The sequence below is a fragment of the Sulfurivermis sp. genome (assembly GCF_059410345.1).
Genome location: NZ_JBLJDO010000015.1, coordinates 31,713 through 57,334, shown reverse-complemented (window position 1 = coordinate 57,334; position 25,622 = coordinate 31,713). Strand labels below are relative to the sequence as shown.

The 25,622-nt window shown below is 62.7% G+C and carries 21 protein-coding genes; 11 read left to right on the top strand and 10 right to left on the bottom strand.

Features of this window, described 5'->3' with window-relative positions:
- The first annotated feature begins 83 nt into the window (after positions 1 to 83).
- The 3 genes from sodB to argF all read left to right on the top strand — a co-directional run bounded on the left by sodB (position 84) and on the right by argF (position 2,957).
- Positions 84 to 665: a superoxide dismutase [Fe] gene (gene sodB, locus ACMV8A_RS11805; RefSeq protein ID WP_495326004.1), complete on the top strand. Its 582-nt coding sequence runs from the start codon at positions 84 to 86 to the stop codon at positions 663 to 665.
- 188 nt (positions 666 to 853) lie between these two features.
- Positions 854 to 2,038 carry an acetylornithine transaminase gene (locus ACMV8A_RS11800; RefSeq protein ID WP_495326003.1) on the top strand — a complete coding sequence of 395 codons (1,185 nt, stop codon included), beginning with the start codon at positions 854 to 856 and terminating at the stop codon, positions 2,036 to 2,038.
- A 13-nt stretch (positions 2,039 to 2,051) separates the two neighbouring features.
- Positions 2,052 to 2,957 (top strand): ornithine carbamoyltransferase, encoded by a 906-nt coding sequence (argF, locus tag ACMV8A_RS11795; RefSeq protein WP_495326002.1) that lies wholly within the window; start codon positions 2,052 to 2,054, stop codon positions 2,955 to 2,957.
- Between the two features lie 185 nt (positions 2,958 to 3,142).
- Here argF and ACMV8A_RS11790 read toward each other — a convergent pair whose 3' ends face one another.
- From ACMV8A_RS11790 to ACMV8A_RS11775, 4 genes are read right to left on the bottom strand one after another with little or no spacing between them, the layout of a single operon-like run.
- Positions 3,143 to 3,970: a universal stress protein gene (locus tag ACMV8A_RS11790; RefSeq protein ID WP_495326001.1), complete on the bottom strand. Its 828-nt coding sequence runs from the start codon at positions 3,968 to 3,970 to the stop codon at positions 3,143 to 3,145.
- Entirely contained in the window at positions 3,967 to 5,028 is a 1,062-nt protein-coding gene (locus ACMV8A_RS11785; RefSeq protein ID WP_495326017.1) for a sulfite exporter TauE/SafE family protein, read from the bottom strand. The genes ACMV8A_RS11790 and ACMV8A_RS11785 overlap by 4 nt, the downstream gene beginning before the upstream one ends.
- Positions 5,029 to 5,046: 18 nt before the next feature.
- Positions 5,047 to 5,292: a hypothetical protein gene (locus ACMV8A_RS11780; protein WP_495326000.1), complete on the bottom strand. Its 246-nt coding sequence runs from the start codon at positions 5,290 to 5,292 to the stop codon at positions 5,047 to 5,049.
- Positions 5,293 to 5,336: 44 nt separating this feature from the next.
- Positions 5,337 to 5,861: a hypothetical protein gene (locus tag ACMV8A_RS11775; protein ID WP_495325998.1), complete on the bottom strand. Its 525-nt coding sequence runs from the start codon at positions 5,859 to 5,861 to the stop codon at positions 5,337 to 5,339.
- 228 nt (positions 5,862 to 6,089) lie between these two features.
- Here ACMV8A_RS11775 and ACMV8A_RS11770 point away from each other — a divergent pair, with 228 nt between their 5' ends.
- The 3 genes from ACMV8A_RS11770 (at position 6,090) to ACMV8A_RS11760 (ending at position 11,128) form a co-directional block, all read left to right on the top strand.
- Complete coding sequence (locus tag ACMV8A_RS11770) at positions 6,090 to 7,532, top strand: sensor histidine kinase (RefSeq protein WP_495325996.1); 1,443 nt, start codon at positions 6,090 to 6,092, stop codon at positions 7,530 to 7,532.
- Complete coding sequence (locus ACMV8A_RS11765; protein ID WP_495325995.1) at positions 7,529 to 8,881, top strand: sigma-54-dependent transcriptional regulator; 1,353 nt, start codon at positions 7,529 to 7,531, stop codon at positions 8,879 to 8,881. The genes ACMV8A_RS11770 and ACMV8A_RS11765 overlap by 4 nt, the downstream gene beginning before the upstream one ends.
- A 123-nt stretch (positions 8,882 to 9,004) precedes the next feature.
- Positions 9,005 to 11,128, top strand: coding sequence for a SulP family inorganic anion transporter (locus tag ACMV8A_RS11760; RefSeq protein WP_495325994.1), 2,124 nt, complete (start codon positions 9,005 to 9,007; stop codon positions 11,126 to 11,128).
- 26 nt (positions 11,129 to 11,154) lie between these two features.
- Here ACMV8A_RS11760 and ACMV8A_RS11755 read toward each other — a convergent pair whose 3' ends face one another.
- Positions 11,155 to 11,643: a DUF5615 family PIN-like protein gene (locus tag ACMV8A_RS11755; RefSeq protein WP_495325993.1), complete on the bottom strand. Its 489-nt coding sequence runs from the start codon at positions 11,641 to 11,643 to the stop codon at positions 11,155 to 11,157.
- A 14-nt stretch (positions 11,644 to 11,657) separates the two neighbouring features.
- Positions 11,658 to 13,373 (bottom strand): 30S ribosomal protein S12 methylthiotransferase accessory factor YcaO, encoded by a 1,716-nt coding sequence (ycaO, locus tag ACMV8A_RS11750; RefSeq protein WP_495325992.1) that lies wholly within the window; start codon positions 13,371 to 13,373, stop codon positions 11,658 to 11,660.
- 178 nt (positions 13,374 to 13,551) lie between these two features.
- On the opposite strand from ycaO, the gene ACMV8A_RS11745 reads away from it, so the two are divergent.
- The 4 genes from ACMV8A_RS11745 (at position 13,552) to ACMV8A_RS11730 (ending at position 18,681) form a co-directional block, all read left to right on the top strand.
- A complete protein-coding gene (locus ACMV8A_RS11745) occupies positions 13,552 to 14,121 on the top strand; it encodes a tetratricopeptide repeat protein (protein ID WP_495325991.1) in 570 nt (189 codons plus the stop codon).
- Between the two features lie 279 nt (positions 14,122 to 14,400).
- The gene (locus ACMV8A_RS11740) at positions 14,401 to 15,123 is read left to right on the top strand and encodes an ABC transporter ATP-binding protein (RefSeq protein ID WP_495325990.1); all 723 of its coding nucleotides are present in this window, start codon (positions 14,401 to 14,403) and stop codon (positions 15,121 to 15,123) included.
- Positions 15,124 to 15,130: 7 nt separating this feature from the next.
- Positions 15,131 to 17,494, top strand: coding sequence for an ABC transporter permease (locus ACMV8A_RS11735; protein ID WP_495325988.1), 2,364 nt, complete (start codon positions 15,131 to 15,133; stop codon positions 17,492 to 17,494).
- Between the two features lie 2 nt (positions 17,495 to 17,496).
- Complete coding sequence (locus ACMV8A_RS11730) at positions 17,497 to 18,681, top strand: efflux RND transporter periplasmic adaptor subunit (RefSeq protein ID WP_495325987.1); 1,185 nt, start codon at positions 17,497 to 17,499, stop codon at positions 18,679 to 18,681.
- A 28-nt stretch (positions 18,682 to 18,709) separates the two neighbouring features.
- Here the strand turns inward: ACMV8A_RS11730 and ACMV8A_RS11725 are convergent, their stop codons facing one another.
- The 3 genes from ACMV8A_RS11725 to ACMV8A_RS11715 form a co-directional block, all read right to left on the bottom strand.
- Entirely contained in the window at positions 18,710 to 19,357 is a 648-nt protein-coding gene (locus ACMV8A_RS11725) for a response regulator (RefSeq protein ID WP_495325985.1), read from the bottom strand.
- A gap of 14 nt (positions 19,358 to 19,371) precedes the next feature.
- Positions 19,372 to 21,636, bottom strand: a complete 2,265-nt coding sequence (locus tag ACMV8A_RS11720) for a hypothetical protein (RefSeq protein WP_495325984.1) — start codon at positions 21,634 to 21,636, stop codon at positions 19,372 to 19,374.
- Positions 21,637 to 21,738: 102 nt separating this feature from the next.
- Positions 21,739 to 23,442 carry a hypothetical protein gene (locus ACMV8A_RS11715; RefSeq protein ID WP_495325983.1) on the bottom strand — a complete coding sequence of 568 codons (1,704 nt, stop codon included), beginning with the start codon at positions 23,440 to 23,442 and terminating at the stop codon, positions 21,739 to 21,741.
- A 457-nt stretch (positions 23,443 to 23,899) separates the two neighbouring features.
- On the opposite strand from ACMV8A_RS11715, the gene ACMV8A_RS11710 reads away from it, so the two are divergent.
- Positions 23,900 to 24,637 carry a class I SAM-dependent methyltransferase gene (locus ACMV8A_RS11710; RefSeq protein ID WP_495325982.1) on the top strand — a complete coding sequence of 246 codons (738 nt, stop codon included), beginning with the start codon at positions 23,900 to 23,902 and terminating at the stop codon, positions 24,635 to 24,637.
- Positions 24,638 to 24,745: 108 nt separating this feature from the next.
- Here the strand turns inward: ACMV8A_RS11710 and phoU are convergent, their stop codons facing one another.
- The gene (phoU, locus tag ACMV8A_RS11705) at positions 24,746 to 25,465 is read right to left on the bottom strand and encodes a phosphate signaling complex protein PhoU (RefSeq protein WP_495325981.1); all 720 of its coding nucleotides are present in this window, start codon (positions 25,463 to 25,465) and stop codon (positions 24,746 to 24,748) included.
- Between the last annotated feature and the right edge of the window lie 157 nt (positions 25,466 to 25,622).

The following is a 25,622-nucleotide window of genomic DNA, read 5'->3' as shown; positions in this document are numbered from 1 at the left end:
GCCCGCCAGCCCCCGGCCGGGCGCCCGGCAACACCTCCACTATGTTGGTCAGGACTCAAACTCGAAACTAAAGGAGCACATCCATGAAGCACGAACTGCCGGCACTGCCCTACGCCAAGAACGCCCTGGAGCCGTACATCTCCGCCGAGACCCTGGAATACCACCACGGCAAGCACCACCAGGCCTATGTCACCAACCTGAACAACCTGATCCCGGGCACCGAGTTCGAGAATCTGTCCCTGGAAGACATCGTCAAGAAGGCCCCGGCCGGCGGCGTATTCAACAACGCGGCCCAGGTGTGGAACCACACCTTCTACTGGAACTGCATGGCCCCCAATGCCGGCGGCGAGCCCAAGGGCGCCCTGGCCGACGCCATCACCAAGACCTTCGGCTCCTTCGCCACCTTCAAGGAGAAGTTCACCAACGCCTGCGTCACCAATTTCGGCTCCGGCTGGACCTGGCTGGTGAAGAACAAGGACGGCTCCATCGAGATCGTCAACACCTCCAATGCCGGCTGCCCGCTGACCATGGACAAGAAGCCGCTGCTGACCTGCGATGTGTGGGAACATGCCTATTACATCGACACCCGTAACGCCCGCCCGAAGTATGTGGAGAACTTCTGGAACCTGGTGAACTGGGATTTCGTGGCGAAGAACTTCGCCTAAGTATCTGTCCGCCACGGGGACGGCAGATGCCGTCCCCGTCCCCACAAAACGCAATTCCGCACCACTCCCGGGGGATTTGCACCCACCCCGCAGAGTCAGTAGAATCGGTTCCCAGTGGACGACTGGCGGTCTCCGTGGAGGCTGCCTTTTTTGTTTTTCCGGGTTGAAAATTTTTCAGGTAACACATCATGTCCGACGCATTGATGACCACCTACGCCCGTCTGCCGGTCACCTTCGAAAAGGGTGAAGGCGCCTGGCTGTGGGACAACAATGGCAAGAAATACCTCGACTCCGTCGCCGGTGTGGCGGTGTGTGGACTGGGCCATGCCCACCCCAAGGTCGCCGAGGCGCTGTGTCGCCAGGCGCAGACCCTGGTCCACACCTCCAACCTGTACGGCATCGCCAACCAGCAGGCGCTGGGCGAACGTCTGGTGCGCGCCGCGGGCATGGATCGTGTCTTCTTCTCCAATTCCGGTGCCGAGGCCAATGAGGCCGCCATCAAGCTGGCGCGCCTGCACGGCCACAAAAAAGGTATCGACACCCCGTTGATCATCGTCGCCGAGGGCAGCTTCCACGGCCGCACCCTCGCCACCCTTTCCGCCACCGGCAACCGCAAGGTGCAGGCCGGCTTCGAGCCGCTGGTCACCGGTTTCGTGCGCGTGCCCTATAACGACATCGAGGCCATCCGCACCGTCGCCAAGAACAGCGTCGGCGTGGCCGCCATCCTGGTCGAACCCGTGCAGGGGGAAGGCGGCGTACAGGTACCGACGGAAGGCTATCTGCGCGACATCCGCGAACTGTGCGACCAGCATGGCTGGCTGATGATGCTCGACGAGATCCAGACTGGCATGGGCCGCACCGGCGAGATGTTCGCCTTCCAGCATGAAGGTGCCATGCCCGATGTAATGACCCTGGCCAAGGGCCTGGGCAACGGTGTGCCCATCGGTGCCTGCCTGGCGCGTGGCGCCGCCGCCGAACTATTCAAACCGGGCAATCACGGTTCCACCTTCGGCGGCAATCCGCTGGCCTGCGCCGCCGGTCTTGCCGTGCTCGACGTGCTGGAGCAAAACGACCTTCCCACCCGCGCCGAGAATCTCGGCACGCGTATGTTGCTCGGCCTGGCCGAGGCGCTGAACGGCAACCCGCACGTGGTCGATGTGCGCGGCAAGGGCCTGATGATCGGCATCGAGCTGGATCGTCCTTGCGGCGACCTGGTGAAGCGTGCGCTGGAGCAGGGCCTGCTCATCAACGTCACCGCCGAGCGTGTGGTGCGTCTGTTGCCGCCGCTGATCCTGAGCGACGCCGAGGCCGCCCATATCGTGCAGCAGGTGAGCAGTCTGATTCAGGCGTTCCTGCAGGAAAACGCCGCCTGAGAGAGATGACGCCGTGGCTGTACGACACTTTCTCACCCTGCAGGACGCCAGCAAGGCCGAGCTGAAACAGCTGCTGCGCCGCGCCGGCGAACTGAAGGCCATGCAGCAGACCGGCACACTGTACCAGCCCCTCAAGGGCAAGGTGATGGGCATGGTGTTCGAGAAGTCCTCGACCCGTACCCGCGTCTCCTTTGAAGTGGCGATGGTGCAGTTCGGCGGCCATGCCATCTTCCTGTCGCCGCGCGACACCCAGCTCGGCCGCGGCGAACCCATCGAAGACACCGCGCGCGTGCTGTCGCGCATGGTCGACGTGGTGATGATCCGCACCTACGCCCACGAACAGATCGAGCGCTTCGCCGCCCATTCACGCGTACCGGTGATCAACGGCCTCACCGACGCCTTCCATCCCTGCCAGATGCTGGCCGACATGCAGACCTTTCTGGAACATCGCGGCGACATCGAGGGCAAGACCGTGGCCTGGATCGGCGACGGCAACAACATGTGCAACTCCTACATCGAAGGCGCGCGCCAGTTCGGCTACCGCCTGCACATCGCCACCCCGCCGGGTTACGAACCGGATGCAAAAATCCTCGCCGCCGCCGGTGACAGCGTGCGGCTGTTCAATGACCCGCTGCAGGCTGCCAGCGGCGCCGATCTGGTCACCACCGACGTGTGGGCCAGCATGGGTATGGAAGACGAGCAGCAGCAACGCCTGCGCGACTTCGCCTCCTATCAGGTCAACGACGCCATCATGAGCGCCGCCAACGCCGATGCCCTGTTCCTGCACTGCCTGCCCGCCCACCGCGGCGAGGAAGTGGCGGCCTCGGTCATCGACGGTCCCCACAGCCAGGTATGGGATCAGGCGGAGAACCGCCTGCATGCGCAGAAGGCACTACTCGAGTTCCTGCTCCTCGGCTGACACTGCAGTGCCGCACTGCTGCGGCCACTCTCCCGTACACGCACCACTCCCGCGCAAAAAAAATGCCGCCCCGAGGGGCGGCCAATCGACTGCGTTGCGTACGCATAGGCCGGACCTTACGGACCGGCCGCGCGATGCTGGGTACATCGCACATTTTTCCCCGGCTTGCACCGGAAAAAAATTCTTCAGGCGCTGCGCGCCACCCATACCGGGCAGGTCGCGGCGCCGATCACCTGGGCCGATACGCTGCCATGAATCACGCTCATGAGGCCGCTGCGGCCATGACTGCCGACCACGATCAGGTCGACGCCACACGCCTGCGCCACCCTGGCGATCACCTCATCGGCACGGCCGATCTCGAGCCGTGCCTCACACTCGATCTCCAGCACCGCAGTGCGGCGACAGATGGCGTCCACCACTTCCTGGGCGGCGGCAGTGTCCTGCCCTACCGCCACCGCATGCACCACCGTCAGCGGCAGGTGCCAGGCTTGCGCCAGATTGATCGCAGTACCGACGGCGGCAACACTGTATTCGGTGCCGTCGGTGGCCAGCAGGATGCGCTTGCGCCACAACGTGCTGCCGCGCGGCACCACCAGCACATTGGCCGCCGCCAGGCCGATGACCTTGGCGGTGGCATCACCCACCATCAGTTGCGCCAGCCCGCGCTTGCCGCGCCGCCCCATCACGATCAGGTCCGCGTGCGTCTCTTCCGCCGCCGCCGCGATTTCGGTATGGGGTTGCTCGCCGTGGCACAACAAGGTCTCGCAGGGAACACCGGCGCCATGTGCCTGCTGGGCGATGGCATCCAGGTGTTCCTGCATGGCCTGATCCTGATCCTCCAGCAAGGCACCGGTACCCACCGCCTCCAGGTCGTCGGCAAACAACACCATCGCCATGGCCGTCAGTTTGACACCGTACTGCTTTGCCATGTCGATGGCGACCCGCACGGCGCTCTCGGTATAGGGCGACGCATCACTGGCGACCAGGGCCTGCCGCGGCGGCACGGCACTCATGTCAATTGTTCCCGACGATGGGCGACCATGCCCTTGATCAGCGCCACCACGATGGTCAAGCCGCCGGTAGCCAGGGCCAGTACCAGGGTCGCATCACCGAACATCTTGAGAGTGGTGATGGTGGCCTCGGGGAGGGGATCGATCAGTTCCAGGCGGGACAGATAGCCCGGCACATAGAAGAAGCGCGAGAACAGCACGATCACCATGATCAGGCCCATCACCAGCTTCACCACGGCATCCTTGACGTAGGTGGTACCAATGGCGCCGATCTGGATACCAAACAGCGAACCGGCCAGGATGATCATGGCAAGGCGGATATCCACCACACCATCGAGCGCATACAAAATGGAGCCGCCCAGGCCCATGACAAAGGCGATCACCAGTTCGGTGGCCGAAGCCATCAGCGCCGGTGCACCGAGGATATACATCATCGCCGGCACACCAATGAAGCCGCCAACGGCGATGGTCGAGGCCAACGCGCCGGTGGCAAAGCCCAGCGGTGCGACGATCAGCAGCGACACACGGGCATTGATGCTGTTGAAGTGCATCATGGTGCCGGGGATGTGCAGCGACTGCACCCAGCGCGCCAGTTTGGTCGCCTTGTGTGTGCCATCACTTTGGCCGCTTATCTCCGCCTTATGCATGCGCCAGGCATCGCGCAGCACAAAGCCGCCGACGATAGCCAGCACCACCACAAACACCACCGACACATACAGGCTGGTGCCCATATCACCGTAGGTGTTCTTGATGCCGGTCATCACGTTCTTGCCCGCCAGCATGCCCAACTCGGCGAAGATGCCCATGATGATGCCGAGCTTCACGTCCACCTGACCGTATTTGTTGCGCTTCATGGCGCCGACCAGCGCCTTGGGAAACTTGTGGCAGATGTTGGAGGCCACCGCGACGATACCGGGCACGCCCAGGGTCATCATCGCCGGGGTCATCACGAAGGCACCGCCGGAGCCGATGAAACCGGACACCATGCCACCGACGAAACCGACGATGAATAGCGCGGTGGCGCTGGCGACGGTCAGTTCGATGAAGGAAATTGAGTCCATCATTTTTCGTCTCTCCGCTTACTTGTGCTTGCCGGCCGCGCGCACGCCGAGCAATTCCCAGAAGTGGCCGGTGAAGCTGCCATGGACCCAGGAAAACAGGAAGGCGATGACGATGGGGATCAGGAACAACAGCTTGTTTCCCTGACGCGTCTCCGTCGCCCAGGCCACCAACTGATCGGCATAGGCAAACAGCAACATATAAAGCAGCAGGCTGCCGATGCCAAACACGGCAGTGGCAATTGCAGTTTTCTTTCTTTCTGACATGGTGTCTCCCGAGAGTGCTGGTAGTAATAGTTTTGTGTGTTTAATCAGTCGGCCAGCGCAATGCGCTGGCCGGTGGTGGCGGGTGCCGCGGTCTCGTCTTCGACGACGACCAGGGGCACCGGCGGCCGGCGTCTGCCGTGGTAGGTGTCGCTGACGGGGTCGTCACCGCCAGTGACGACGGCGCACAGCACCCGCGGATGGCGCTGGAAGAAGCGGGGCACGGCACCGCTGCCGCTTACCTCCTCAACCCGGCATTCCACTCCGGCAGCGAGGCGGTCATCACGGGACGGCGCCAGCATGTGGCCGACGCTCGCTGCATCACGCGCCAGAACATACAGATCGGCATCGTTCTGCCGGCACACGCCGATGGCGTAGCGCATCACGCGCGGCGACAGCACGCTGCCCACGGACAGCACCACCTCGCGCCGTTGCGCACGCGGATTGGCGGGGGGCACCTCGCCCACGCCGGACAGCAGGCGCGCCTTGCGGCCAGTGGACAGCATTTCGCCCGCATGGTCTCGCGCCAAATCAGCCAGGGTGGTCTTGAGCTTTTCGGTGAGTCGTTTCATGACGGCCTCGACGTTGGAAAAATGGATCACGTCGAACCCATAGCAGGGGGCGTGCCAGGCCCTGCACTGCACACAACATATTGATCTTATTGGTTTTATTAAAACCATCAGCACAGCCTGCGTTACATAATGCAACATATCCTCAATGGGATACGCCAACTAATTGAGTTGTAAGGGATTGTTTGGGTGTTTAGAATTGCAACACCTGTATTGCTTTCTGTAACACTCATGAGCAGCATCCGGCGCAAGATCATCTTCGGCTACTCCCTGTTGGCGGGGGGGGTGGCCGCGTTCGCCCTGCTCGCCTGGGCCGATCTGCGCTGGCTGGAACAACGCATCGAGGAAGGCATCGCCGTTTCTGCGTTTCAGGAAAGCGCGCTGGAGATGCGCCGCCACGAAAAGAACCATTTTCTCTATGGCGGCGCGGAAGAGCTGGAGCAGGCGCTGCAACTAGCCGCGGAAACGGGCGCGCGTCTGGGGGAGTGGCGCGAGGCCTTTGCCGTCGTCGCCCCGGAACTGGATACCACCGCCCTGAGTCAGGCGCTGGAACGGTACCGCAGCCTGTTGACGGAGCAACAGCAAGCCCCCGCGGCGGCCCTGGCACAGAAGATCCGCAACGTCGGCCATGAGATCAGCACCGCCGCCGATTATCTGGCCGCCCATGAGCGCACCGCCCTGGCCGCCACCGTACAGCATTCCCAGCGTCTGCTGTTTCTCGGCGTCGGCGTGGTGATCCTGCTCGGCATCGTCGGCGGCCAGGTGCTGTCGCGCGTCACGGTGCGGCCACTGCGCCAGCTTGAGGCACAGCTCAAGCCCATCGCCGCCGGCGACTTCGCCCACTTCCCCCAGGTGTCGGACGACCGCGAGATCGTCTCTCTCACCGCCGCGCTGAACCGCATGCTCGACGAGCTTGAGGCGCGCCGCCGTCAGGTGCTGCACGCGGAGAAGCTGGCCTCCATCGGTGTGCTCGCCTCCGGCGTCGCCCACGAGCTCAACAACCCGCTGGGCAATATCTCGTCCTCCTGCCAGATCCTGCTGGAAGAGCTCGACAGCACCGACCCCGCCACCCTGCGCCAGTGGCTGGAACAGATCGATGGCGAGACCCGCCGTGCGCAACTGATCGTACGCAGCCTGCTCGACTACGCGCGGCGCGGCACCTGCAACACCGCCGCTGTGGAGCTGAAGTCGGTGGTGGCACAGAACCTGGTGCTGTTGCGCCGCTCGCTGCGCGACGTGGAATTGCACGCCGAGGTGCCAGCCGGGTTGTCCGTGCTGGCCGACGCGCAGCGCCTGCAACAGGTGTTCATCAACCTGATCAAGAATGCCGCCGATGCCGGCGCGCAGCACATTCACCTCAGTGCCAGCCGGGCGACGGCAGACAACTGGCCGCCGCCCGCGTCAGCCCACGTCATCGGCGCGGCGCACACGGAGGAGCGCGCTGGCGTGGTGATCACAGTCAGCGACGACGGCCCCGGCATCCCTGCCGCGACGCTGCCGCACGTCTTCGATCCGTTCTTTACCACCCGTGAGCCAGGCCACGGCGTCGGTCTCGGTCTGTACATCGTCGAGGAGATCATCTCCGAGCATGACGGCTGCGTCGCCGCCGAGAGTCTGGCGCAGGGCGGCGCCCGCTTCAGCCTGTGGCTGCCCGCCGCGGAGGCCGCCGCATGAACGCGCGCCTGCTGCTCATCGACGACGAGGCCATTGCCCTGCGCAATCTGGCGCACATCCTGCAAAAGGAAGGCTATGACATCACCACGCGCCAGAGCGGCCCCGGCGGCCTGAAGGAACTGGAGCAGGGGCACTTCGATGTGGTGCTCACCGATCTGCGCATGGAGAAGGTGGACGGCATGACGATCCTGCGCCGCGCCCGCGAGTTGCTGCCCGACTGCGAGGTGATCGTCATCACCGGCTATGCCTCGCTGGAGTCGGCCATCGACGCCATGAAACAGGGCGCCTTCCATTACATCGCCAAACCCTTCCGCCTCGACGAGGTGCGCCAGGTGGTGCGCGCCGCCGTCGAGGTGACCACACTCAAGCAGGAAAACCGCGAACTGCGCCGCCACATCGAGGGCCTGCAGGGACAGGTCAATTTCATCACCCAGGACATGAACATGCTGCGCCTGCTCGATGCGGCGCGGCAAGTGGCGCCCACCGATTGCAACGTGGTGATCAGTGGCGAATCCGGCACCGGCAAGGAATTGCTGGCGCGCTACCTGCACCTGCACAGCAGCCGCGCCAGCGGCCCCTTTGTCGCCATCAACTGTGGCGCCTTCCAGGACGAACTTCTGGCCAATGAACTGTTCGGCCACGAAAAGGGCGCCTTCACCGGCGCCGACCGCGTCAAGCATGGTCTGTTCGAAGTCGCCAACCAGGGCACGCTGTTCCTCGACGAAATCGGCGAGATGAGTCTGCCCATGCAGGTGAAACTGCTGCGCGTGTTGCAGGAACGCGAACTGTTCCGCGTCGGCGGCACCGAACCGGTCAAGGTTGACGTGCGCATCATCGCCGCCACCAATGTCGATCTGCCGGAGGCGGTGGATAACGGTCGCTTCCGTTCCGATCTGTGGTTCCGCCTCAATGTGGTCCATCTGCTGCTGCCACCATTGCGTGAGCGGCGCGACGACATTCCGCTGCTGGCCTACTACTTCCTGCGCAAGCATGCCCTGGCCATGGGGCGCGAGGTGATCGACATCGCGCCCGACGCCATGCAGCTGTTGAGCAATTACGACTGGCCGGGCAACGTGCGCGAACTGGCCAATGTGGTCGAACGCGGCGTGGCTCTGGCACGGGGCGAACTCATCGAAGTGGCGCATCTGCCCGAGGCGCTGCGCGAACTGAAGATACGCATTCTGCAGACTCCCGGTAGCAAACTGCCGACCCTGGATGAGTTCGAGGCCGACTATATCCGCCAGGTGCTGGAGCATACCGGCGGCAACCGCAGCCAGGCCGCGGAGATCCTGGGCATCGACCGTGTCTCGCTATGGCGCAAGATCAAACGTATCGAGGGTCAGCCATGAGCACGGCATAGATACCAAAGAGCAGCAACTCCGGTTTGGAAGTGGAGCACCCCGGAGGCAGGGCAGTACCTATTACAACTACACCGTCTTTGCTGACGGATAACTCGACTGAAGGCGTATCACATGTTCACCAACAAACTAATGCTACGGTTTTTTCCGTTTCTGGCCTGGTTTCCCATCAATTCGATCATCCTGCGCGGCGATCTGATCGCCGGCATCACCGGCGCCCTGGTGCTGGTCCCCAAGGCCATGGCCTATGCCCAGCTGGCCGGCCTGCCGGTGTATTTCGGCCTGTACACCGCTTTCATTCCCGCAATTCTTGGCGCCCTATGGGGCTCATCGCGGCAGCTCGCCACCGGCCCGGTGGCCATCATCTCACTGATGACCGCTGCCGCCGTGGCGCCGCTGGCGGTGCCGATGACCGAAGAGTTCATCGGCCTGGTGCTGCTACTCACCCTGATGGTCGGCGTGATTCAGTTCGGCCTCGGCACACTCAAGCTGGGCACCATCGTCAACTTCGTATCACACCCTGTGATCCTCGGCTTCATGAATGCCGCGGCGATCATCATCGCCCTGTCCCAGCTCGATATGCTGCTCGGCATACCCAAGGGACGCAGCGATTCCTTCCTGGTCGACATCTGGGAGATGTTCAGCTATCTGCCGCTGACCCATCTGCCCACCCTGGCCATGTCGGTGTTTGCCCTGGTGCTGATGCTGGTGCTGAAGAAATATGCGCCCAAGCCCAGCGTGCTGATCGCTGTGGTGATCACCATTGTCGTCAGCGTGGTCATCGGCTACGAGCACAAGACCAGTGCCAGCCCCGAGCACATTGCCGATGATGCCGCCCGTGAGCTGGTGATGGGCTATGCCGAATCCAGCGTACGCATCAATGAGCTGATGTCCAGCATCACCGCCAGCGCGGGGCGGCTGCGGGCCCTGGAAAAGGATGGCAATCTGCGCGAGGCGGTAAACCTGCGCCACCAGATCGAGGTGGACAAGCTGGATATGGCCAGCCTGGAGGCGGCCAACAAGAGCCGCCTGCACCAGATCCGTCTGCTGCAATTCGAGCGCGCTCAGGCGCCCGAAGATCAGGCAGCCACCTTGTACGTACAGGGCGCGGTTCCGGCCGGCGTCGAGACCGATGGCCGCCTGTGGCACATCAAGAAGGTCGAGAGCAATGCAGTACGCCTGGTCGGCGGCGGCGACGTGGTCGGCAACATCCCTGCTGGCCTGCCCTCGTTCCGCCTGCCCACGCTGACCCTGGATGCGATGATGTCGCTGATGACCGCCGCACTGATCATTGCGCTGGTGGCCTTCATGGAATCCATTTCCATGGCCAAGGCGATGGCCACCAAGTCCAAGCAAAAGATCGATCCCAATCAGGAACTGGTCGGTCAGGGCATGGCCAACCTCGGTGGTGCCTTCTTCCAGGCCTACCCCGCCTGCGGCTCTTTCACCGGCTCTGCCATCAACCTGCAGGCAGGCGCCAAGACCGGCTTTGCCATGGTATTCAACGGCCTGTTCGTGGCCGTCACCCTGTTGCTGCTTACGCCCTATCTGTATCACCTGCCCAAGGCGGTGCTGGCGGTAATCATCCTGCTGGCGGTCACCGGCCTGATCACCCCCAAGGCGCTCAAGCACACCTGGCAGGCCAGTCGCGCCGACGGCATCGTCGCGCTGACCACCTTCGTGGTCACCCTGCTGGCGGCGCCGCATCTGGACAAAGGCATCATGGTGGGCGCTGTGCTGGCCATCGTGCTCTACCTGTACCGCACCATGAAACCGCGCGTGGCCCAGCTTGGCCGCTACAAGGACGGCACCCTGCGCGACATCAAGGTAAATCCGGATCTGCCCACCAGCCCGCACATGATCGCCATGCGCTTCGACGGCTCGCTGTACTTCGCCAACGTTTCGTACTTCGAGGACACGGTGCTGGAAATGGTAGCGGACAAACCCAACGCCAAGTATCTGCTGGTGGTGGGCGATGCCATCAACCAAATGGACGCCTCGGGTGAAGAGATGCTGCACAGCCTGGTGGAGCGGCTGCACAGCTCCGGTGTGCAACTGGTGTTCTCCGGCCTGAAGAAACAGGTGTTGGATGTGATGCGCGCCACCGGCCTGTATGAACTCATCGGCCAGGACAACATCTTTGCCACCGAGGATCAGGCCATCAGCGCCATCTACGAGCGCCTCGGCGACGAAGCGGCCGACGACCTGTTCTGCCCGCTGACAACCCGCCACGCCTGAACCACGGCTGGCTTCACGCCAGCCGCTCAATCGACGGCAATGCGCCACACGCCACGGGAGAAATTCTCCAGCGTGTGGCGCATGCGCCGCACATGACTGCCCTCCCAGTAGAGTTGGTCGCACTGCGGGCAATACCACGCCTGCGGCGAGTTCAGCAGTGCCCCTTCCGGTAGTTGCGCATACTGCGTCGGCGTGGCCGGCACGATGGGCGTATTGCAGTCGAGACAGCGGGAAAACGGCCTGAGCTGCCAGTCGATGGCAAAGTGCGCCGTCAGCGCGGCGATCTGCTCCGGCAACGCCGCCTCTGCCAACCACACAATATGTCCATGGCCATTGCGCAGCTCGGCCATCTCCCGATCGCGGGTCAGCAGCCAACGCCCCTCGGCCACGGCCTGCTGTACCAGCTCCCGATCATCCACCCCTGCCGAGGCAATCGCCGTGTCGTAACCGGCGGCGCGCAGCCAGCGCCCCAGCCGTTGCAGCATTTCATCACAGAGAAAATGCGGCGCGGCCATGTCCATCCTGCAACTCAGTGCGCATGCACCTTGGCGTAGGCCGCCAGCAGGCGTTGATGCATGTCGCAGCCTGCCAGCGTCAGACCCGGCGCGGGCAGCCCGAAGAAGCGTTCCTTGCCGTCCAGCAGCGCCTGCGCCTGGCACAGGACAGCGGCGCCGTACAACTGCGCCAGCGCCGTCTCGTAGCCTTTGGCACCGTCCAGGTTGAGCAGATCCTCGACGCAACGATACACGCGCCGGCGTTCCTCGCTGCCCTGACCGAAATGGCGCACCCAGTCGCAGCCCTCGCGGATTACCTCGTCATCGCCCAGCGCCAAACCGAGCAGCAGCTTGACCTCACCCACGCGCAGTTGCGCCCACGGCGTGCCCGCATCGGCGGCAAGGCCGATGAGCGGCGCGATGGGGCGTAATTCATCGAGACCGAGATCATCGAGCGTATCGAGCAGTTCCGCGCACGCATCATCGTCCAGCTCCGGCAGGCGCAGCAGCGCCGCACGCACCTGATTGCCGACACTGTTGTTCTCCCACTCCAGATCATCCACCGGATAGATCTCCGACATTCCTGGCACCAGGATGCGGCAAGCATAGACGCCAAGATGGGTGAAATCGGCGATGTACACATCGTGCCCTTCGCTGTGAATGCGCTGTACTAGCCAGTCATATTCCTGCGCCGTGCTGCCGCTGTAGTCCCAGTCGCTGAATTCGTGCTCCGGTTCGTTGCCGAGAAAGCCCCAGCCGATCAGGCCGCTGGAATCGACGAAATGGGCCTCCAGATTCTGCGGGCTGGCCACCTCGTCGAGGTCGTGCGACGGCGGCGGGAAACCGCCCAGCGCCTCCAGCGCGCGGCCCTGCAGCAACTCGGTCAGCGCGCGCTCCAGTGCCACCTCGAAACACGGATGGGCGCCGAAGCTGGCATAACAGCCCTGGTCGCCCGGATTGAGCAGGGTCACGCACATCACCGGATACCGGCCGCCCAGCGAGGCATCCTTCACCAGGATGCCGAAACCCGCCGCACGCAATGCCGCGACGCCGGCGGCGATGCGCGGATAGCGGGCGATCACCGCCCCCGGCACATCGGGCAGGCACAGCCCGTCGGCGATGATGCGGAACTTCACATGGCGCTCGAAGATCTCCGACAGCGCCTGGGTGCGCGCCTCGGTAGGCGTATTGCCCGCCGACATGCCATTGCTGACGTACAGATTGCTGATGATGTTGACCGGGAACCACACCGTGACGCCGTCGCGCTGGCGCACATAGGGAATCGCACAGATCCCGCGCGCCGCGTTGCCGCTGTTGAAGTCGATCAGGCTGCGCAGCTCCAGCGTCTGCTCCGGGTCGTAGAACGCGCGCAGCTCCGGCGTCAGCAGGTCCGCCGGCCAGGCCCCGCCCTTGGGCAGCGCAAACCAGCGCTCCTGCGGATAATGGGTAAAGGCGGCATTGGCGTTCGCCTCACCCAGGTAGTAATGGTTCCAGAAGTAATTGCTGCCCAGGCGCTCGAAGAACTCGCCCAGCGCGCTGGCCAGCGCCGCCAGCTTGGTAGCGCCCTTGCCGTTGGTGAACAGCAGCGGGCACTCCACCTCGCGCACATGCACCGACCAGATGCCCTCCACCGGATTCAGCCAGGAGCGCTCCTCCAGCGCAAAACCGAGGGCGGCCAGCCGCGCCTGCATGGCGTTGATGGAGGCCTCCAGCGAGGCGTCTTTGCCGGCGATGAAATGTTCAGTGGTCATGAGGTTCCTGGTGCGTCGGTGCGCTTGATGGAGGAGGGGCCGGAGCGGCAGGGAAAACGCTCGGTGCGAATATGACGGGAGTATACGCCGATCCGCCCGGCGCCGACCGCGCACGGCACCATCGCCCGATGTTCGGCATGGTTTCACAATCGGGTTAGGGCATGTTCAAATAGAGCCCATGAAACGCTTTGCACTCCTCCTGCTCGCCCTGACCTGCTCCACCGCCGCCCTGGCCGGCCCGCTGGAGGAGGGTGTCGCCGCCTTCAAGGCCCAGGACTACGCCAAGGCGCTCCGCCTGTGGCAACCGCTGGCACAGGAAGGCAATGCCGACGCCCAGTACAACCTGGGACTGCTCTACCACCGCGGCTGGGGCGTGGCGCGCGATGTGAAACAGGCGCAGGAGTGGTACACCCGGGCCGCCAATCAGGGGCAGACCGACGCCATGTACAACCTGGGCGTGATGTACGTCTCCGGCGACGGCGTGTTCCGCAGCGATCGCCAGGCCCTGTCGCTGTTCGAGCACGCGGCGGCGCGCGGCCACGTACCGGCCATGTACAACCTGGGCGTGATGTATGCCTATGGCATGGGCACTGGGCAGGACGCGGCCAAGGCCGTCGAGTTGTGGGAACAGGCGGTCGCCAAGGGCAGCCGTGAGGCGCGGGACGCCCTGGTGCAGGCCTACGAGCAGGGCCTGATGGGCCTGGCACCCGACCCGGCCAAGGCGGCGCAGTGGCGCAGCCAGAAGTGAGCGTGCCGGCGTAGAACGAGGTCGCCTGTAGGAACGCCTCTGGCGCGATTCACCGCCTGGGGTAGTTGATGCGCAATTGCGGCCTGGCCGCGCCTTCGTTTAGGGAAGCTCTGAATAAGTTCAGAGCTTCCGCGGCACAGGGATGTGCCGCCATGTTCCAACGACCATAAGTCGTTGGAACATGAAGCGAATCGAAAATCACTCTTTTCGATTCGCGTGGGCTGAGAAGTCCAGGATGGACTTATTCAGACCTTCCTTAGCCGAGACAGGAATGTCGACATGGAATCATCGAGCGCAGCCCCGGCCGTCTTCGAGGCCCGTGGGCTGACCAAGGTCTATCAGATGGGCGAGGTGCAGGTGCAGGCCTTGCGTGGCGTCGACCTCGACCTGTGGCTGGGGGAGTTCGTGGTGATGCTCGGCCCCTCCGGCAGCGGCAAGTCCACCCTGCTCAACATCCTCGGCGGCCTCGACGTACCCACCCACGGCACGGTGCGCTACCAGGATCACGACCTCTCCGTCTACAACGATGCCGCCCTCACCCGCTACCGGCGCGAGCACGTCGGCTTCGTGTTCCAGTTCTACAACCTAATCCCCTCGCTCACCGCGCGCGAGAACGTGGCCCTGGTCACCGAGATCGCCACGCACCCCATGGCGCCGGACGACGCGCTGCGCCTGGTGGGCCTGGGCGACCGACTCGATCACTTCCCCGCCCAGCTCTCCGGCGGCGAGCAACAGCGCGTGGCCATCGCCCGCGCCATCGCCAAGAACCCCGCCGTGCTGCTGTGCGACGAACCCACCGGCGCGCTGGACGTCACCACCGGCATCGTGGTGCTGGAGGCGATCAGCCGCGTCAACCGCACGCTGGGCACCACCACCGTGGTGATCACCCACAACAGCGACATCGCCGCCATCGCCGATCGCGTGATCCACATCAGCGACGGCCGCATCGCCAGCGCCGAGCACAACACGCACAAGCTGGACCCGAGCCAGCTGCACTGGTAGCGCTGGCATGACCGCCCTGCACCGCAAGCTGTGGCGTGACCTGTGGCAACTGCGCACACAGATGTTCGCCATCATGCTGGTGATGGCCTGTGGCGTCGCCACCCACATCATGTTCGGCAGCACCCTCGACTCGCTGCAGCAGAGCCGCAACGACTATTACCGCGACTACCGCTTCGCCGAGGTCTTCGTCTCGCTCAAGCGCGCGCCGCTGGTGGTGGCCGAACGGCTGGCGGAGATCCCCGGCGTAATGGTGGCGGAGACGCGGGTGAGCGCCTGGGCCTCGGTGGACCTGGCAGATTTCCCGGAGACCATCACCGCCCACATCACCTCGCTGCCCGACGACGGCCCGCCATTGCTCAACGCGCTGTACCTGCGCCAGGGCCGCAGCGTGGAGCCGGGGCGCGACGACGAGGTGGTCATCGACCACACCTTCGCCACCGCGCACCAGTTGCGTCCCGGCGATCAGCTGCCGCTGATCATCAAGGGCAAACGCCGCGTGCTCACCATCGTCGGCACTGCCATGTCGCCGGAGTCCGTCTATCAGCTGCGCCCCGGCGCCTTCTTTCCCGACGAGCAGCGCTTCGGCGTGATGTGGATGGCGCGCCTGCCGCTCGGCACCGCCTATGAGATGAAGGGCGCCTTCAACAGCGCGGTGTTCCGCCTCGACGGCAGCCGCAGTGTGGAGGATGTCATCGACCACATCGACGATATCCTCGCACCTTATGGCGGCCTCGGTGCCTATGCCCGCGCCGATCAGCTGTCGCACAAGTTTCTCAGCGAGGAATTCAAGCAGCTGGAAACCATCACCCGCATCTTCCCGGTGATCTTTCTCGGCGTCGCCGCCTTCCTGCTCAACATCGTGGTCAACCGTCTGGTCACCACCCAGCGCGAGCAGGTGGCGGTGCTCAAGGCCTTCGGCTACAGCAACGTCACCATCGCCCTGCACTACATCCAGCTGGTGCTGGTGGTGGTGGCCGTCGCCATTTTGGTCGGCGTCGCCGCCGGCGTCTGGCTGGGACGCGGCCTCAGCACCATCTACATGGGCTTTTATCGCCTGCCCTACCTGACGTTCATGCTGCGGCCGTCGCTGGTCATCTACGCCACACTGTTCACCACCGCCGCCGCCAGCCTCGGTACCCTGCTCGCGGTGCGCGCCGCGGCGCACCTGCGCCCGGCCGAGGCCATGCGCCCGGAACCGCCGGCGCGCTACCGCGAAACCCTGCTGGAGCGCATCGGCTTCAAGCGCGCGCTGGCGCAACCCACACGCATGATCTTCCGCCACATCGGCCACCGCCCGTTCAAATCGGCGCTCACCGTGGTCGGCATCGCCCTGGCCGGCGCCATCACCACCACCGGCCTGTTTCAGGGCGACACAGTGGGCTACATGATGGACATCCACTACAACGTCGCCTCGCGCGAGGACCTGGCGGTGAGCTTCACCGAGCCCGGTTCGCGCCGCGCCCTGCACGAGCTGACCAGCCTGCCCGGCGTGGAATACGGCGAGGTGTTCCGCAACGTGCCGGTGCTGCTGCGCCACGAGCACCGCAGCTACCGCACCTCGATCCGCGGCGTCGAGCCGGACAACCACGTCAAACGTCTGCTCGATGCCGATCTGCGTCCCCTGCAACTCCCCACCGAGGGCGTGCTGCTCACCGACTACCTCGGCGACCTGCTCGGCGTGCGACCCGGCGACACCCTCACCGTGGAGGTACTGGAAGGCAACCGGCGCAGCTATGAAGTGCCCGTGGTCGGCCTGGTGAAGGAATACCTCGCCCTGTTCGCCTACATGGACATCGCCGCGTTGAACCAGATGCTGGGCGAGGGACGCGCCATCTCCGGCGCCTGGCTGGCGGTGGACGAACGCGCGTATGCCGAGCTGCACCGCCGCTTCAAGACCACGCCGCGCGTTGCCAGTGTGGTGGAGCGCACCCAGGACATGGACAACTTCAACCGCATCATGGAGGAGACGATGCTGTTCGTGGCCTTCATCTCCACCGTATTCTCCTGCATCATCGCCGTCGGCGTGGTCTACAACAGTGCGCGCATCATCCTCACCGAGCGCGGCCGTGAACTGGCCAGTCTGCGCGTGCTCGGCTTCACCCGCGGCGAGATATCCTACATCCTGCTCGGCGAACTGGCCCTGCTCACCCTCGCAGCCCTGCCGCTCGGTCTGTGGCTCGGTTATGCACTGTGCGGCTATATTGCCAGTACACTGCAGAATGAGCTGTACCGCGTGCCGCTGGTGATCGCCACCGAGACATACGCCTTCTCCGCTGCAGTGGTCGTCGCCGCCACGGCCATCTCGGCACTGCTGGTGCGACGCAAACTGGATAAACTCGACCTCATCGCGGTACTCAAAACCAAGGAATGAACATGCACTGGCGCCGCAATCTCATCTTCGCCCTCATCACCCTCGGCCTCGTCGCCGTCATCGCCCTCGGCTTCCGCAAGCCACCCAGCCTGGTCAGCCTGGCGCAGGTCCACATCGGGCCGTTGCAGGTCACGGTGCAGGAGGAAGGCAAGACCCGCGTCATCGACCGCTACGTCATCTCCGCGCCGGTGGCCGGCTACACGCCACGCATCACCCAGCGCGTGGGCGACTCCGTCCAGCGCGGCGAAACCATCGTGCAACTGGAGCCGTTGCGTCCGGCGGCGCTGGATGCGCGCAGCCGCGCCACCGCCGAGGCCCGCGTCGCCGCCGCCCAGGCCGCGCAACAGGCCGCCGGCGAACAGGCCCGTGCCGCCGCCGCCGAGGCGGCGCAGGCCGAGGCCGAATACCAGCGCCTGCTGGAACTGAGCAAGGCCCAGCACGTCTCGCCCAACGACCTGGAACGCGCCCGCGCCCGCGCCGCCGCCGCCACGGCCACCGAGCGCTCCAGCCGCTTCGCGGTGGAAGTCAGCCGCCACGAACTGGAGGCCGCGCGCACCGCTCTGCACTACGCCGGCGGCGAAACCGTGAGCGGCGCCCGCGTCGCCATCACCACCCCGGTCGACGGCCGCGTGCTCAAGCTCTATCAGCAAAGCGAAGGCGTGGTGAACGCAGGGCAGCCGCTGCTGGAAGTGGGCGACCCCCAACGCCTGGAGGTCGCCATCGAGGCCCTGTCCTCCAACGCCGTGCGCATCCAGCCCGGCATGCGCGTGCTGTTCGAACGCTGGGGTGGCGCTCCGCTGGAAGGCCGCGTGCGCCTCATCGAGCCGGTGGGCTACACCAAGATCTCTGCCCTCGGCGTGGAAGAGCAACGCGTCCTCGTCATCGCCGATATCGCCGCCCCGCCGCAGCAATGGCTCGCCCTCGGCGACGGCTACCGCGTCGACGCCCGCTTCATCCTGTGGGAAAACGCAGCCGTGCTGCAGGTTCCTGCCAGCGCCCTGTTCCGCCGCAACGACGGCTGGGCCGTGTTCGTCGCAGAAGACGGCCGCGCCCAACTGCGTGAAGTCACACCAGGCCAACGCAGCGGCCTGGCCGCGCAGATCGTGGAGGGACTAAAACAGGGTGAGAGCGTGATCATCCATCCCGATGAAACGGTGGGGGATGGGGTGAGGATTGCGGAGCGGTAGAACCGATCATCAACAAAAGGGGGCTGGTTCAGCCGTGACCTTCATTGATCAGGCCACGGCGAACCGCGTGCAGTGTCGCCTCAGCACGATTGCTGACCTGCAGCTTGCGGTAGATGTTCTTGACGTGATCGCCCACCGTATGAACGCTAATGCCGAATTCGTCAGCAACGTCCTTCAAGCGCAAACCACGGGCAATTAGCGTAAGAACATCAACCTCACGGGGGGTAAGATCATCCTCGGGCGGCACGGAGAAATGGTGCAACAGGCGGCGTGCAACAGCCGGCGACAGGGGCGGCTGCCCATTCAAAACGCCACGGAGCTGCGCGGCGATCTGATCGCTCGTCTGCTCCTTGAGCAGATAACCCTGCGCGCCCGCACGCAGGGCATTGAATAGGTGTGAATCATCATCGAAGACAGTGGTAATAACGCAGTAAATGGTCGATGAGCGTCTCCGTATCTCTCGCACCATGTCAATACCGCACCCGTCAGGAAGATGGATATCAATCAGCGCAAAATCGACGTTTCGACCCTCTTCCAATATCTCATGTGCTTGTTGCAGGTGCGCGGCTTCGTAAATTTCCGCAGATGGAAAAACGGACTGCGCGACACAACGAAGCCAGTGGCGAGTCTCATTCATGTCTTCAATGATCAGAATGTTGGATGGTTCACTCGCCACGATCAGAACTCCATTCAGGCTTCTTGAGTCACTTCCACATGCAATCTGTTATCTGCAACTACCATACTTTCGAACGAACCCAAAGGCAATTCAAGCACTAACACGCATCCATTCTGCACCGTTTTCCACTCGATCGTTCCTTTCAACTCATCCATACGGCGCCGCATGCTCATCTGACCGACGCCACATCGCCACTCCGCAGGATCCTCACCGCGCCCCCCATCATTACCAAGCTCGATTAGGAGCTTTTCACCAGCCACCGTGCAGCGTAACCACAGCCGCTGTGGATGGCCGTGCCGCACTGCATTAGATACCGCCTCCCGCAGGATCTGATTCAGATTCGCCCGCTGGGCCACGCTAAGCTTGATCCGGGGCAGATCCTCATCCACCAACCAATCAAGCTCGACATTCAAACTATCCAGTCGCTCAAGTATCTCGTGCCGCCAGTCAGCCAATGCATTCTCCAGCGGCACACCCTCCGGGCGATTCAGGCTGTAGATGGTCTCGCGCAATGCCTGCATGGCGCAGTTGACCATCTCCACATCATCGGGATCCCGCAAACGGTGACTAAGCGTCAGCAAACGCGAGCTGACATCATCGTGCAGATCACGCATGATCCGTTCCCGTTCGCGCTGCGTGGCGGCCTGGCGAGTCAGCCGCGCATTAACCGCCGGCCTAGCCATATGCAGCAACGACCTAACCAGATCGATGTCGGACGGACTGAACAGCTGACTACCGTTGTTGCGATAGGCTAGCCGTACTCCCCCGCCCCCAACCAGATCGGGAACATACAAATTGATCCCCTCCTCGCCGACTCTAGGCTCGTGTTCGTCTTCTGCCACCGGCTCCATGTGCAATGGCCTGAAAAGCCGACCTAGCAGGATATGCCAATTACCGGTCAGGGCGGCATTGTCGGGACTGCTTACCACCGTTTCGAGCAGTTCCCCAGGAACCCAGGTCATCGGCGAATTACCGTGCCAAAAGTAGCGAAGCCAAAGCCACTGACGCATAGGAAAATAAACCCAGCCCACAAGAACGAGCGACAGCGCGATGACATAGGCGGGTGCAACGTTGATCAGATAGGCGATAAGCATATCTAGCGCGATCACCGTCACCCCGCCAAGAAGCCACATCCAGGCCGTCAGCCACCATTCACCAAGCTGGAATAGACGAAACCGCACGACCGCCAGAATCAGCCCTAGATAGCTAACTATTCCAGTGGCGAACGCCAATTCCAGAGGCAACATAGTCGCTGCACCGACCAGCCCGGGAAGGAAATAGAGACCGGTCACCAGAATCATACCGGTCATCAATGCGAATACGAACCACTGCAGCGCAGCCCGGTCCACTGGATTATGCCGCGAGAGTCGCCACTGTACACCGATAAGAATGAGAGATAACGGAAACGTAGCCACCAGCGGAAAGGCAAATGGGTCACCTGGCCAGTGCACTGTCTGTGTCAGTTCATTGATGAAAAACAGGAGAGCAATTACCAGTGCGCCAATCACCACTAGCTGCGATCCGAGCCGACGCGGATAGACCCAGAATACGGCTATGTACGAGAAGTAGAACAATAAGCTGCTGAGGCGATTGATATAGACGGCGAATTCGAAGATCAGTGGTTCCAGGCTAGGTTGGCGGTAGGCATAGACCAAGTTACTAAGCGCGATCACCATGAAACTTGCGCCCGCCAACAGCAACAGTTGACTCGCCGGTTCCCGCCGCCGATAGCTCCACACGCCCGCGCCGACCATAAAAGGTATGACCCCGGCCGCCATGACCCACGCCCCTGCGGGCAAGTTGCTCAGTGGCCGGCTGATCCGCGGGAGATGCGCCATGCGGCCATCCTCAAGATGCAGTGTCACCGCCTCTCCATCTGTGGCGCGATATAGCATGGCAGCGTGGACAAATAGCTGACGCAAGCCGGCAAAACTTCCCAGCTGATCCACGTCACTTACCAAGCTGTGTGATTGCAGGTGAACCGGAGGACCACCCAGCTCGGAAAATGCGATAACCCGATCGCCCCGAACCAAGCCCGCTGTGCGGGCTGTATCATCCAACGAAATGATCCGCCCCACGTCTTCGGAAGTCGCATCGAGATGGATTCCGAACCAAGGCGCCTGTTGCACCAACCAGAAGCAAAAAACGACACCGCCAGCCGCAATGGCTGCGGCGATGCTGAAAGTGGATTGCGGCGTCAATCGAGTGGGTATGGCCTTCACAGGCAAATCCGTCATATAGGTAACGGAAGCATCCAGCTCCCGCTTTGGTACAAACATAAAGCCAATCGTGCGCTACCGCAACCCGCCAAGTCATGTGATAGTGAAACACTACGTCACCGCCGACGGGAATCACTCCCGTCGGCGATGAGCCAAGGCTGACTACTTGCTGATCCAGAGGCGCAGATCGCGCTGGAAGTCGATCAGACCAACAGTAGGGCTATTCCGGGTTATGCCGGCACCGTAGTGATTGGCATACCGGGTGGCATTCTCCTTTGCGATACACGCGTGGCTCATGGTCCCCGCATCCGAACGGGTCTGGATGACCAGGTTGCGGAAACCATCGTATGCAAATCCAGTCGATAGCGGTATCTCGAGCCAGTCACCCCGGATGAGACCCGCACGCACCGTATAGCTGCCCTCGTAGACTACCTGCGGGGCGCTAAGATTTGACGCCATATCCTCAACCAGGGCCGTCGCCTCCGTATGTGACATGATCACCTGGAAGTTCGTATATTCGATTTCCGTAGAAGCGACAGTGTTCATGCGACAGGCCAGCTTGGTAATGGTACCCCCTGTTCCAAGATCCGTGGAACGGTATAGCACCTGACTGGACAGGCCCGAGGCAGTGATAGGAAAGACCCAGGGGTCGCCGGCGCCGTCGGTACTGACCAAGTCTATGGTGCTGCCGTGGAACCGTAACCGCGGCTCCAGACCGCGAAGGGGAAAAATACTGCCGGTTGCGGCATTCGGATCGCCTTGATTGGCAACGACCCTGTTGCCTGACACGTTCTGATAACGAAGCGCAACGCCGCCAGTCACATCTCTGGCCTTAACATCGATCAACAGGTTGCTAACACCGTCGTAACTGAAACTTTTGTTCAACGGCAGCCAGAACTCGCTAGCTCCGGCCGGAACGGTGACCCCGACATCGCTGGCCACCACAGTCAGCGCACTACCGACATTTGCTGCGAATTCGGTTTCAGTAAATGCCGTCTTGTCAGGAGACACATGGGCGAACGTGACTGTATAGGTTCCCGTCAGAGGATCCACCAACTCACTGTCCAGCAGGAATTGGATGCCCGTAATGGCCCCCATACCATCGACGTCGCTGGCCAGAATCAGGAACTGTGAGCGACCAGCACTGGCGGGGGCAATAGACTTCGAGTTATCGCCCGATCGGTCACCGGCAACCACGCGAGCATCTCCACCGGAAAACACCAACGTAGCCGACAATCTGTGCGCGCTGCCAACTCCCACACCCGCCTCCACGTCCAACGACCTGACCACGGCGGTGTAACCAACTGAATCCTGGACGCTGATATCGGCACTACCGGAGCAGAGTTGCGTTCGGGTTATATCAACGAGCAGATTATCAACCCCATTGTAATAGGCGGCCGTGGTGAACGGCACATCAATGAAATCGCCAGCATTTCCGGATGAGAAATTCAGCGTCGAATTATCGAGCACCGTGACCAAAGAACCCTTGCTGTCGACATTGGCATTAAAATCGGTGCTCAAATCACCAACGCTCGTATGGCCAACCCTGATAGTGACGCCGGAACAGGTGAATTCATCGTTCACATTGCCGCTTAACTGAAGCCGCAACGCGGACAGCATACCGGAAGCTGCGATATCTCCCGCAGGGAGAAGAAACATGCTCCGCGCCTGAGCGCTAAACGTGCCGAACAAAAAAATCTCACTGTCGCCGCCACCTTCCACGGTCTTGATGAAGGCGCCACCAGCTAACGGCGAAACCGTGCCGGAGTTACTGGAGCCCCCGGAGCCTCCACACCCAGCTAGAACGATACTGAATATCAGCGCTAACAATACACGCTCTGCTAGTGTACCTATCGGCATCTGCATTCTCCTTCTCCTCTGATTTGCGCAGTTTTTACTGCGAGCAAAGTGACTGCAGACCGGATATCCACATGCGAGATAATTCACGGGCGCGGCCATTCCATTGGGGCGAAATCAGTATATTGGCGGGGGATGGGTTAGAGGTATCCCGCGTTCTCGGGATATAACTGTCGATCTCGCCTTGTCAAATCCGGGTCCCACCTATATCCCACACAAAAAATGAGTTCACAGATGGCAAGGCGTACTTTTACAATGCAATTCAGGCATCATGCCACCAGCTTGGCGATTAACGGCGGCTACACCGTGTCTCAGACACTGTGAGGAAATGAGTGTCGGCCAGACAAGAGAATTGCTCGGAGTTATGTGCTCGGCGTAATAGCTCGACAGTTCTTTCCAACGAATTTTCTGTCGTGCATATCCCTGCCCATCGGCATGCTGACAACATGAAGACCTCAAACAGGCAATGAAAGACACCTGCCACCTCTACACGGACCTGGCATGGCTATGGCCTCTGTGGGGCGATGCCACCACCGAATACGCGCACTATTGCCGGCACGTCAGCGCGCTGATTCAGCAGTACACCAGGCGCCCGGCACACACCTTGCTGGACATTGGTTGCGGCGGCGGCAAGAACGTCCTCAACCTGAAGCAGCAGTTCGACGTTACCGGGGTCGATCTGAGCCCCACCATGCTGGCGCAGGCGCGGGCGCTGAATCCGGAGTGCGTGTTTGTTCAGGGCGATATGCGCACACTCCGGCTCGGCAGGACGTTTGATGCCGTGCTGATGGACGACGCGATCTCGTACATGAACTGCCTGGGAGACTTCGTGGCGGCATTCCGCACCGCCCATGCCCATCTGAACCCGGGCGGGGTCCTGATCGCCACGCCGGACGTGACGACCGAGACCTTCCGGCAGAACGATACCAGCAGCACTACCGCCTCGCGGGACGGGTTGGACGTCGTCTTCGTCGAGAACGTGTATGACCCCGACCCCACCGATGAGCAGTACGAAACGACGGTACTGTATCTTATCCGCGAGCACGGCCACCTGCGCATCAAGGCCGATCACTGGACCCTGGGGCTATTCTCCCTGGACACCTGGAGACAGGTGCTGCGCGACACAGGTTTCGAGGTACACGAGGGGCGCTACTCATCGGGGGAAGATGAGTACACGGTGTTTGCCTGTGTCAAAACAGGATAACGAGTAGTTGGTTGGGCTGAGGTACGCAGCCCAACATGGCAGGCTCGATGTGTTGGGCTTCCTGCGTCAGCCCAACCTTCCCCCCCTGAGTGGGGAGGGAATCCAGAGTCAGCGCCTGCGCGCCTCCTCCTCCATCTCGTCCAGCGACACGTGGCGCACGTCCTTGCCACGGACCAGATAGATCACGTATTCGCAGATATTGCGGGCGTGGTCGCCGATACGTTCCAGGGCGCGGGCGGCCCACAGCACGTCGAGCGAGCGCGTGATGGTGCGCGGGTCTTCCATCATGTAGGTGATGAGCTGGCGGGTCAGGGCGTCGTATTCCTTGTCGACGTTGATATCGTCGCGCGCCACCTGCACGGCCGCCTCCGGGTCCATGCGGGCGAAGGCATCGAGGGCATCGTGCAGCAACTGGCGCACGTGGTTGCCGAGGTGCACCAGGTCTTCGTAGTGGTTGCGGTGCTGTTCGCGGCCGCCGGTCAGGCGCATGGCGATGCTGGCGACGCGCTCGGCCTGGTCGCCGCAGCGTTCCAGGTCGGTGATGGTCTTGATCACCGCGACGATCAGGCGCAGGTCGCCGGCGGCCGGCTGGCGACGGGCCAGGATGCGCGAGCATTCCTCGTCGATGGTGACTTCCATGGCGTTGACCTTGAGGTCGCCGTTGATCACCAGCTCCGCCATCTCCACGTTTTCGTCCATCACCGCGGTGAGGGCGTCGGCGAGTTGCTGCTCCACCAGGCCGCCCATGTTCAACACGCGGGTGCGGATGTCTTCCAGCTCGACGTTGAACTGCTGGGAGATATGTTGACCGAGGCTCATCTTGTCCATTGCTGCTGTTCCTTCTCGCTGAATACGCGTGTTGTAACTGCCCTATCGTGCGGCACGGGATCCTGCCGCCTTCCACAGTTGGCGGGCCGCAGCCCGCCCTATAAATCTGTCTTGCTCCGCAGTGTGTACTGACTTCCCTCCCCACGATGTGGGGAGG

What these genes read in the sequence shown, in the direction of transcription:
- sodB (WP_495326004.1), top strand. Translation starts at nt 84, where the DNA reads ATGAAGCACGAACTGCCGGCACTGCCCTACGCCAAGAACGCCCTGGAG.
- ACMV8A_RS11800 (WP_495326003.1), top strand. Translation starts at nt 854, where the DNA reads ATGTCCGACGCATTGATGACCACCTACGCCCGTCTGCCGGTCACCTTC.
- ACMV8A_RS11790 (WP_495326001.1), bottom strand. Translation starts at nt 3,970, where the DNA reads ATGAGTGCCGTGCCGCCGCGGCAGGCCCTGGTCGCCAGTGATGCGTCG.
- ACMV8A_RS11785 (WP_495326017.1), bottom strand. Translation starts at nt 5,028, where the DNA reads ATGGACTCAATTTCCTTCATCGAACTGACCGTCGCCAGCGCCACCGCG.
- ACMV8A_RS11780 (WP_495326000.1), bottom strand. Translation starts at nt 5,292, where the DNA reads ATGTCAGAAAGAAAGAAAACTGCAATTGCCACTGCCGTGTTTGGCATC.
- ACMV8A_RS11775 (WP_495325998.1), bottom strand. Translation starts at nt 5,861, where the DNA reads ATGAAACGACTCACCGAAAAGCTCAAGACCACCCTGGCTGATTTGGCG.
- ACMV8A_RS11770 (WP_495325996.1), top strand. Translation starts at nt 6,090, where the DNA reads ATGAGCAGCATCCGGCGCAAGATCATCTTCGGCTACTCCCTGTTGGCG.
- ACMV8A_RS11765 (WP_495325995.1), top strand. Translation starts at nt 7,529, where the DNA reads ATGAACGCGCGCCTGCTGCTCATCGACGACGAGGCCATTGCCCTGCGC.
- ACMV8A_RS11760 (WP_495325994.1), top strand. Translation starts at nt 9,005, where the DNA reads ATGTTCACCAACAAACTAATGCTACGGTTTTTTCCGTTTCTGGCCTGG.
- ACMV8A_RS11755 (WP_495325993.1), bottom strand. Translation starts at nt 11,643, where the DNA reads ATGGCCGCGCCGCATTTTCTCTGTGATGAAATGCTGCAACGGCTGGGG.
- ycaO (WP_495325992.1), bottom strand. Translation starts at nt 13,373, where the DNA reads ATGACCACTGAACATTTCATCGCCGGCAAAGACGCCTCGCTGGAGGCC.
- ACMV8A_RS11745 (WP_495325991.1), top strand. Translation starts at nt 13,552, where the DNA reads ATGAAACGCTTTGCACTCCTCCTGCTCGCCCTGACCTGCTCCACCGCC.
- ACMV8A_RS11740 (WP_495325990.1), top strand. Translation starts at nt 14,401, where the DNA reads ATGGAATCATCGAGCGCAGCCCCGGCCGTCTTCGAGGCCCGTGGGCTG.
- ACMV8A_RS11735 (WP_495325988.1), top strand. Translation starts at nt 15,131, where the DNA reads ATGACCGCCCTGCACCGCAAGCTGTGGCGTGACCTGTGGCAACTGCGC.
- ACMV8A_RS11730 (WP_495325987.1), top strand. Translation starts at nt 17,497, where the DNA reads ATGCACTGGCGCCGCAATCTCATCTTCGCCCTCATCACCCTCGGCCTC.
- ACMV8A_RS11720 (WP_495325984.1), bottom strand. Translation starts at nt 21,636, where the DNA reads ATGTTTGTACCAAAGCGGGAGCTGGATGCTTCCGTTACCTATATGACG.
- ACMV8A_RS11715 (WP_495325983.1), bottom strand. Translation starts at nt 23,442, where the DNA reads ATGCAGATGCCGATAGGTACACTAGCAGAGCGTGTATTGTTAGCGCTG.
- ACMV8A_RS11710 (WP_495325982.1), top strand. Translation starts at nt 23,900, where the DNA reads ATGAAAGACACCTGCCACCTCTACACGGACCTGGCATGGCTATGGCCT.
- phoU (WP_495325981.1), bottom strand. Translation starts at nt 25,465, where the DNA reads ATGGACAAGATGAGCCTCGGTCAACATATCTCCCAGCAGTTCAACGTC.